Origin of the sequence: Microbacterium sp. HMWF026, from assembly GCF_003061325.1 — a bacterium.
GTDB classification, from domain to species: Bacteria; Actinomycetota; Actinomycetes; order Actinomycetales; family Microbacteriaceae; genus Microbacterium; species Microbacterium testaceum_E.
This window is the reverse complement of record NZ_QAJB01000077.1, coordinates 1-6,536: the sequence shown is the minus strand read 5'-3', so window position 1 is coordinate 6,536 and position 6,536 is coordinate 1. Positions and strand designations below refer to the sequence as shown.

At 72.2% G+C, this 6,536-nt stretch carries 6 protein-coding genes; 3 read left to right on the top strand and 3 right to left on the bottom strand.

Annotated features, from left to right (window positions below):
* Nucleotides 1-81: 81 nt before the first annotated feature.
* Genes cysK through DBR36_RS03700 form a run of 3 tightly spaced genes read left to right on the top strand, consistent with a single transcriptional unit; the run spans nt 82 to nt 3,013 of the window.
* Complete coding sequence (cysK, locus tag DBR36_RS03710) at nt 82-1,020, top strand: cysteine synthase A (protein ID WP_108317624.1); 939 nt, start codon at nt 82-84, stop codon at nt 1,018-1,020.
* 1 nt (nt 1,021) lies between these two features.
* On the top strand, nt 1,022-1,591 hold the full coding sequence (gene epsC, locus DBR36_RS03705; RefSeq protein WP_108317623.1) for a serine O-acetyltransferase EpsC: 570 nt from the start codon (nt 1,022-1,024) through the stop codon (nt 1,589-1,591).
* Between the two features lie 21 nt (nt 1,592-1,612).
* Complete coding sequence (locus DBR36_RS03700) at nt 1,613-3,013, top strand: amidase (RefSeq protein ID WP_108317622.1); 1,401 nt, start codon at nt 1,613-1,615, stop codon at nt 3,011-3,013.
* A gap of 1 nt (nt 3,014) precedes the next feature.
* On the opposite strand, the gene DBR36_RS03695 is transcribed toward DBR36_RS03700, so the two are convergent.
* The 3 genes from DBR36_RS03695 to rho form a co-directional block, all read right to left on the bottom strand.
* On the bottom strand, nt 3,015-3,608 hold the full coding sequence (locus DBR36_RS03695) for a GrpB family protein (RefSeq protein WP_108317621.1): 594 nt from the start codon (nt 3,606-3,608) through the stop codon (nt 3,015-3,017).
* A gap of 40 nt (nt 3,609-3,648) precedes the next feature.
* Entirely contained in the window at nt 3,649-4,725 is a 1,077-nt protein-coding gene (prfA, locus tag DBR36_RS03690) for a peptide chain release factor 1 (RefSeq protein ID WP_108317625.1), read from the bottom strand.
* A gap of 32 nt (nt 4,726-4,757) precedes the next feature.
* Nucleotides 4,758-6,536: transcription termination factor Rho (rho, locus tag DBR36_RS03685; RefSeq protein WP_181373465.1), on the bottom strand; the 1,779-nt coding region annotated here is incomplete at its 5' end.

Genomic DNA, 6,536 nt, shown 5'->3' with positions numbered 1-6,536 from the left:
TCGCGCGGCGTAACACGGCCGGTCCGCCCCAGGGTGCTCACCTAAAATGAGCGCGTCCCGACCGACGGCGAAAGGCGAGCCATGCCCGGCATCCACTCCGACATCACCTCTGCATTCGGCGGCACGCCGCTCGTGCGACTGAACCGCGTCGCGGAGGGCGCCGGGGGCCAGATCCTCGCCAAGCTCGAGTTCTACAACCCCGCATCCAGCGTCAAGGACCGCCTGGGTATCGCGATCGTCGACGCCGCCGAGGCCTCGGGCGAACTCCAGCCCGGAGGCACCCTCGTCGAGTCGACCAGCGGCAACACCGGCATCGCGCTCGCCATGGTCGGCGCGGCCCGCGGGTACAAGGTCATCCTGACGATGCCGGCCTCGATGTCGAAGGAGCGGCGCATCCTGCTCAAGGCGTTCGGCGCCGAGCTCGTGCTGACCGACCCCACCAAGGGCATGTCGCACGCCGTCGACGAGGCCAAGCGCATCGTCGCCGAGACCCCCGGCGCCGTGTGGGCCCGCCAGTTCGAGAACGAGGCCAACCCCGCCATCCACCGCAAGACCACCGCCGAAGAGATCTTGAGCGACACCGACGGCAAGGTCGACTACTTCGTCGCCGGCGTCGGCACGGGCGGAACGATCACCGGCGTCGGCCAGGTGCTCAAGGAGCGCGTCCCCGGGGTCAAGGTGGTCGCCGTCGAGCCCGCGGACTCCCCCGTGCTGACCAAGGGCCACCCCGGCCCCCACAAGATCCAGGGCATCGGCCCCAACTTCGTCCCCGCGATCCTCGACCGCGACATCATCGACGAGGTCATCGACGTCGAGTTCGACGACGCGATCCGTCTCGCGCGCGAGACCGCCGCGAAGGACGGCATCCTCGTCGGCATGTCGTCGGGCGCGGCCATCTGGGCCGCTCTCGAGATCGCGCGCCGCCCCGAGGCCGCGGGCAAGAACATCGTCGTCATCATCCCCTCGTACGGCGAGCGCTACCTCTCCACCGCTCTGTACGAGCACCTGCGCGAAGACTGACGTGGGGGCCCTCTCGCGGATCCGCGAAGACATCACCTCCGCCAAGCTCCGCGACCCCGCCGCGCGCGGGGCCCTCGAGATCGCCCTGCTGTACCCGGGGCTGCACGCCGTGTGGTCCTACCGCGTGGCGCACCGGCTCTGGCAGCGCGGCCTGCGATTTCCGGCGCGGGCGCTCTCGCAGGTGACGCGCTGGCTGACGGGCGTCGAGATCCACCCGGGCGCGACCATCGGCCGTCGCTTCTTCATCGACCACGGCATGGGGGTCGTCGTGGGAGAGACGGCCGAGGTCGGTGACGACGTCATGCTGTATCACGGCGTCACCCTCGGCGGCCGCCAGCGCGAGGGCGGCAAACGCCACCCGACCCTGCACGACGGGGTCGCCGTGGGGGCGGGGGCGAAGATCCTCGGTCCGATCACGCTCGGTGCGCGTTCGGTGGTCGGGGCCAACGCCGTCGTCACGCGCGACGCCCCGCCCGACAGCGTGCTGGTGGGGGTGCCCGCGAAAGCGCGCACGCGACGCAGCGGCGAGGACACCCGCGCCCTGCTCACCACCCCCGAGTACTGGATCTGACGCGCACCCTAGGCTCGAGGGATGCCGCGCCTGCACGAACTCCCGCTCGCCGCCCAGATCTCGGCGCTGCGAGCGGGTGAGTTCTCGCCCGCCGAGCTGACGACCGCGTACCTCGACCGCATCGACCGGATCGACGATCTGGGTGCGTTCGTCGAGGTGACGAGGGATGCGGCGATCTCCCGCGCGCGCGCACTCCCCCGCCCCGCGTCCGGGGCGATCTGGGGCGTCCCCCTGGCCGACAAGGATCTGGTGGCGCGCGCGGGGGTGCCCACCCGCTACGGCTCGCGGGCGCGCGTGGATCACGTGCCGACGGCATCCGATCCGCTCGCTGAGGCGCTGGACGACGCGGGCGCCGTCAACGTCGGCAAGACGAGCACCTCGGAGTTCGGGCTGACCGGCTTCACCGAGCCCCTCATCCACGCGCCCGCGCGCGACCCGTGGCTCCCCTCCGCGGGGGCCGGCGGCTCGAGCGGCGGAGCGGCCGTCGCGGTCGCCGCCGGCCTGCTGCCGGCGGCGGTGGGCTCGGACGGCGGGGGGTCGATCCGCATCCCCTCGGCCACGGTGGGCGTGGTGGGGCTGAAGCCCTCGCGCGGGCGGCTGCCGATCGGCTCGGGCCTGGACTCCCCCGACCAGCTGTCGGTGACGGGCCCGATCGCGCGCAGCGCCGAGGACGCGGGAGTGCTGCTGGACGCCCTGGTCGCGCTCGGACCCTACCCGTACGCGACCGGCGCGAGGGGCGTCGGCTCGTTCGCCGACGCGGCACGTCGCGAGCCCGGGCGCCTGCGGATCGGCACGACGACCGTGTCGCCGTGGGACGAGACCGAGCGGATCGTCCTGGACCCGGCCGCGCGCACCGCGGTCGACACCGCCGCCGCCTGGCTCGCCGAGGCCGGGCACGGCGTCGACGACGCCGACTGGCATCCCCGGGGCTATCCGGAGCTCTTTCACGTGCTGTGGCGCGCGAGCGCCGCGCGAATTCCGCTGAGCGCTGCCGATGCGGCCCTGGTCGAGCCGCTCACCGCGTGGTTGGTCGACGAGGGGCGGCGGCTGACATCGCTCGCCCTGCTCGAGGGCCTGACCGCCGCCCGCGCCTTCGAGAGACGGACGATCGCCGACTTCGCCGCGTTCGATGCGGTGCTGACCCCGGCCCTGGCGCAGTCTCCCCAGCCGGTGGGCGCCTACGCCGGGCACTCCCCCGAGCGGACGTTCGCGATGCAGGTCGAGTACGCGCCCTACTCGAGCTTCGTCAACGTCGCCGGTCTGCCGGCGCTGACCCTGCCGGTGACGGCGGATGCCGACGGCCACCCCGTCTCGGTGCAGCTGATCGGACGGCCCGGCGGCGAGGCGACGCTGCTCTCGCTCGCCGCGCAGCTCGAGATGCGCCGCGGGCCCCTGGCGCACCCGCCGGCGTGGGACCGGTGACTCAGGGCAGCAGGCCCGCGGCGGCGAAGGCCCGCGCGGAGATCTCGCGGACCACCTGCTGCTTGCGCGCGTTGTAGGCGCTCATCAACCCGTCGACGGCGACGGCGCGCTTGGTGCGCGCGTACAGCTCGCGATCCGCCGCGTTCCCGCGCAGATGGTCGCGGAACAGACGATGGCGCACCGGTTCGGCGCTGTCGGGCGGCCAGACGTGCAGGTTGGCCGCGGGGGCGGCGAGCACGAGGCATCGGTGCCCCTGCCACCACGGCTCGCGGACGCGCAGCACGAAACCGCGCGCCTCAAGGGCGGGCACGTAGGCGTCCTCGTCGTCGGTGTCCGCCACGGTCAGGTCGATGTCGATCACGGGCTTGGCCGCGAGAGCGGGCACCGACGTCGATCCGACGTGCTCGATCTGCAGCGCCCGCTCGCCGAGGGCGTCGAGCAGGCGGTCGCGGAGCACGGCGAAGGTGCGCGGCCAGGCGGCATCCGCCTCGACGATCTCGATCCTGCGCGGCTGCTCGGGCGTCCCCACCCACGGCGACAGCCCCGGCGGGGGCGGCGAATCGTCGAAGGTGACGATCTCGGCGGCGGTGGACATCACGAGAGACTACGCGACGGGGGACGCCGCGCGACGGCACTCAGCCGTCGGCCAGAGCGGCCAGACGCGCCTCTTCGTCCGCCGTGATGGCCGACTCGATGATCGGGCCGAGAGCGCCGTCCATCACCTGATCGAGGTTGTAGGCCTTGTACCCGGTGCGGTGGTCGGCGATGCGGTTCTCGGGGAAGTTGTACGTGCGGATGCGCTCCGAGCGATCCATCCCGCGGATCTGCGACCGCCGCGCATCGGCCGCGACCGCGTCGCGCTCCTCCTGCTGCTTGGCGAGCAGGCGGGCGCGGAGGACGCGCATGCCGGCCTCGCGGTTCTGCAGCTGCGACTTCTCGTTCTGCATCGACACGACGATGCCGGTGGGCACGTGCGTGATGCGCACGGCCGAGTCGGTCGTGTTGACCGACTGCCCCCCGGGTCCCGACGAGCGGAACACGTCGATCTTGAGGTCGTTGGGGTCGATCGCGACCTCTTCGGGCTCATCGACCTCGGGGAAGACGAGCACGCCGGTCGTCGAGGTGTGGATGCGCCCCTGCGACTCGGTCGCGGGCACGCGCTGCACGCGGTGGACGCCGCCCTCGTACTTCAGGTGCGCCCAGACGCCCTGCGCGGGGTCGCTCGAGGACCCCTTGATCGCGACCTGCACGTCCTTGTAGCCGCCCAGGTCGCTCTCGGTGCGCTCGAGCAGCTCGGTCTTCCACCCCATGGAGGCGGCGTACTGCAGGTACATGCGCAGCAGATCGGCGGCGAACAGGGCGCTCTCGGCCCCGCCCTCGCCGCCCTTGATCTCCATGATCACGTCGCGCGCGTCGTCGGGGTCGCGAGGGATGAGCAGGCGCCGCAGACGCTCCTGCGTCTCGGACACGTGCTCCTCGAGCGCCGGGACCTCGTCCGCGAAGGCGGAGTCCTCGCGGGCAAGTTCGCGGGCGGCATCCAGATCATCGGATGCCGCGGCCCACGCCTCGTGGGCCGCGACGATCCTCGAGAGCTCGGCGTACCGCCGGTTGACGCGCTTGGCGCGCGCGGCGTCCGCGTGCACGGCCGGGTCGGAGAGCTCCTCCTGAACGGCCTTGTGCTCGTCGAGCAGTCCGCGGACCGACTCGAACATCGCGGGCTCCGACATCACGCCTCCCGCCGGACTCAGCGGATGCTGTTGTCGTCACCGCCGCGCGCGGGCGCCGGGATCGACTTCTGCATCTGCACGAGGAACTCGACGTTGGACTGCGTCTCTTTGAGCTTGCCGAGCACGACCTCGAGGGCCTGCTGCGGCTCGAGGCCGGCGAGGGCGCGGCGCAGCTTCCAGGTGATCTTGACCTCGTCGTTGCTGAGCAGCATCTCTTCGCGGCGGGTGCTCGACGCGTTGACGTCGACGGCCGGGAAGATGCGCTTGTCGGCGAGCTGGCGGTTCAGGCGCAGTTCGCTGTTGCCCGTGCCCTTGAACTCCTCGAAGATGACGTCGTCCATCTTGGAACCGGTCTCGACCAGCGCGGTGGCGAGGATCGTGAGCGATCCGCCGTTCTCGATGTTGCGCGCGGCGCCGAAGAAGCGCTTGGGCGGGTACAGCGCCGACGCGTCGACGCCGCCCGACAGCACGCGACCGGAGGTCGGTGCGGCGAGGTTGTACGCGCGACCCAGGCGGGTGATCGAGTCGAGCAGCACGACCACGTCGCGACCGAGCTCGACCAGACGCTTGGCCCGCTCGATGGCGAGTTCGGCGACGGTGGTGTGGTCCTCGGCCGGGCGGTCGAAGGTCGAGGCGATGACCTCGCCGCGGACCGTCCGCTGCATGTCGGTGACCTCTTCGGGGCGCTCGTCCACGAGCACGACCATGAGGTGGACCTCGGGGTTGTTGTGCGCGATGGCGTTGGCGATCTGCTGCAGCACGATCGTCTTACCGGCCTTGGGCGGCGCGACGATGAGGCCGCGCTGGCCCTTGCCCACCGGGGCGACCAGGTCGATGATGCGCTGCGTCAGCTTCTCGGGACCGGTCTCGAGACGCAGGCGCTCCTGGGGGTACAGGGGCGTGAGGTTGTTGAACTCGACACGGGATGCCGCGTCGTCGACCGACAGACCGTTGATGGAGTCGACCTGCACGAGCGCGTTGTACTTCTGTCGCCCCTGCTGCTCGCCCTCGCGGGGCTGCTTGATCGCGCCGACCACCGCGTCGCCCTTGCGCAGGTTGTACTTCTTGACCTGACCGAGCGAGACGTAGACGTCGCTCGGGCCGGGCAGGTAGCCGGTGGTGCGCACGAAGGCGTAGTTGTCGAGGACATCGAGCACGCCCGCGATCGGAACGAGGACGTCGTCCTCGCCGATCTCGGTCTCGAACTCGTCGCCCGTGGTGGTCTGGCCGCGGCGCTTGTTGCGCTGACGGTTGCGACTGTTGGCCGGACCCTGCTGCTGCTGGGCCTGCTGACCGCCCTGCTGCGCGTTGTCGCGCTGGTTGTTGTCGCGCTGGTTGTTGTCGCGCTGACCGCCACCCTGCTGCGCGTTCTCGCGCGGGGCGTTCTGCTCGGTCTCGTCGGCGGGGGCATCGCCCGCGGCGGGGTCGGTCTTGTCGGCGGCATCCGCCTTGTTGCGGTTGCGATTGCGCGAACGGCTGCGGCCGCGACCGCGGGCCGGGGTCTCGTCGGCCTGCTCGGCGGCGTCGGCCTGCTCGGCGTCGCTCTGCTGGGCGGCGTCGGTCTGCTCGGCGGCGTCGGTCGACGCGGCGGCGTCTTCGGCCGGAGCATCGGTCGCCGCAGCGGCGTCGGCGGGGGCGGCGGCGTCCGCATCGGCGGCGACGTCCGCAGCGGTCGTCTCGGGTGTGGTCGGCGCCGGGACCTCGGCCTCGACCGACGCTGCAGCGGCCTCGTCCGCGGTGGCGGCCTCGTCCGCGGTGGCGGCCTCGTCCGCGGTGGCGGCCTCGTCGGCGGGGGC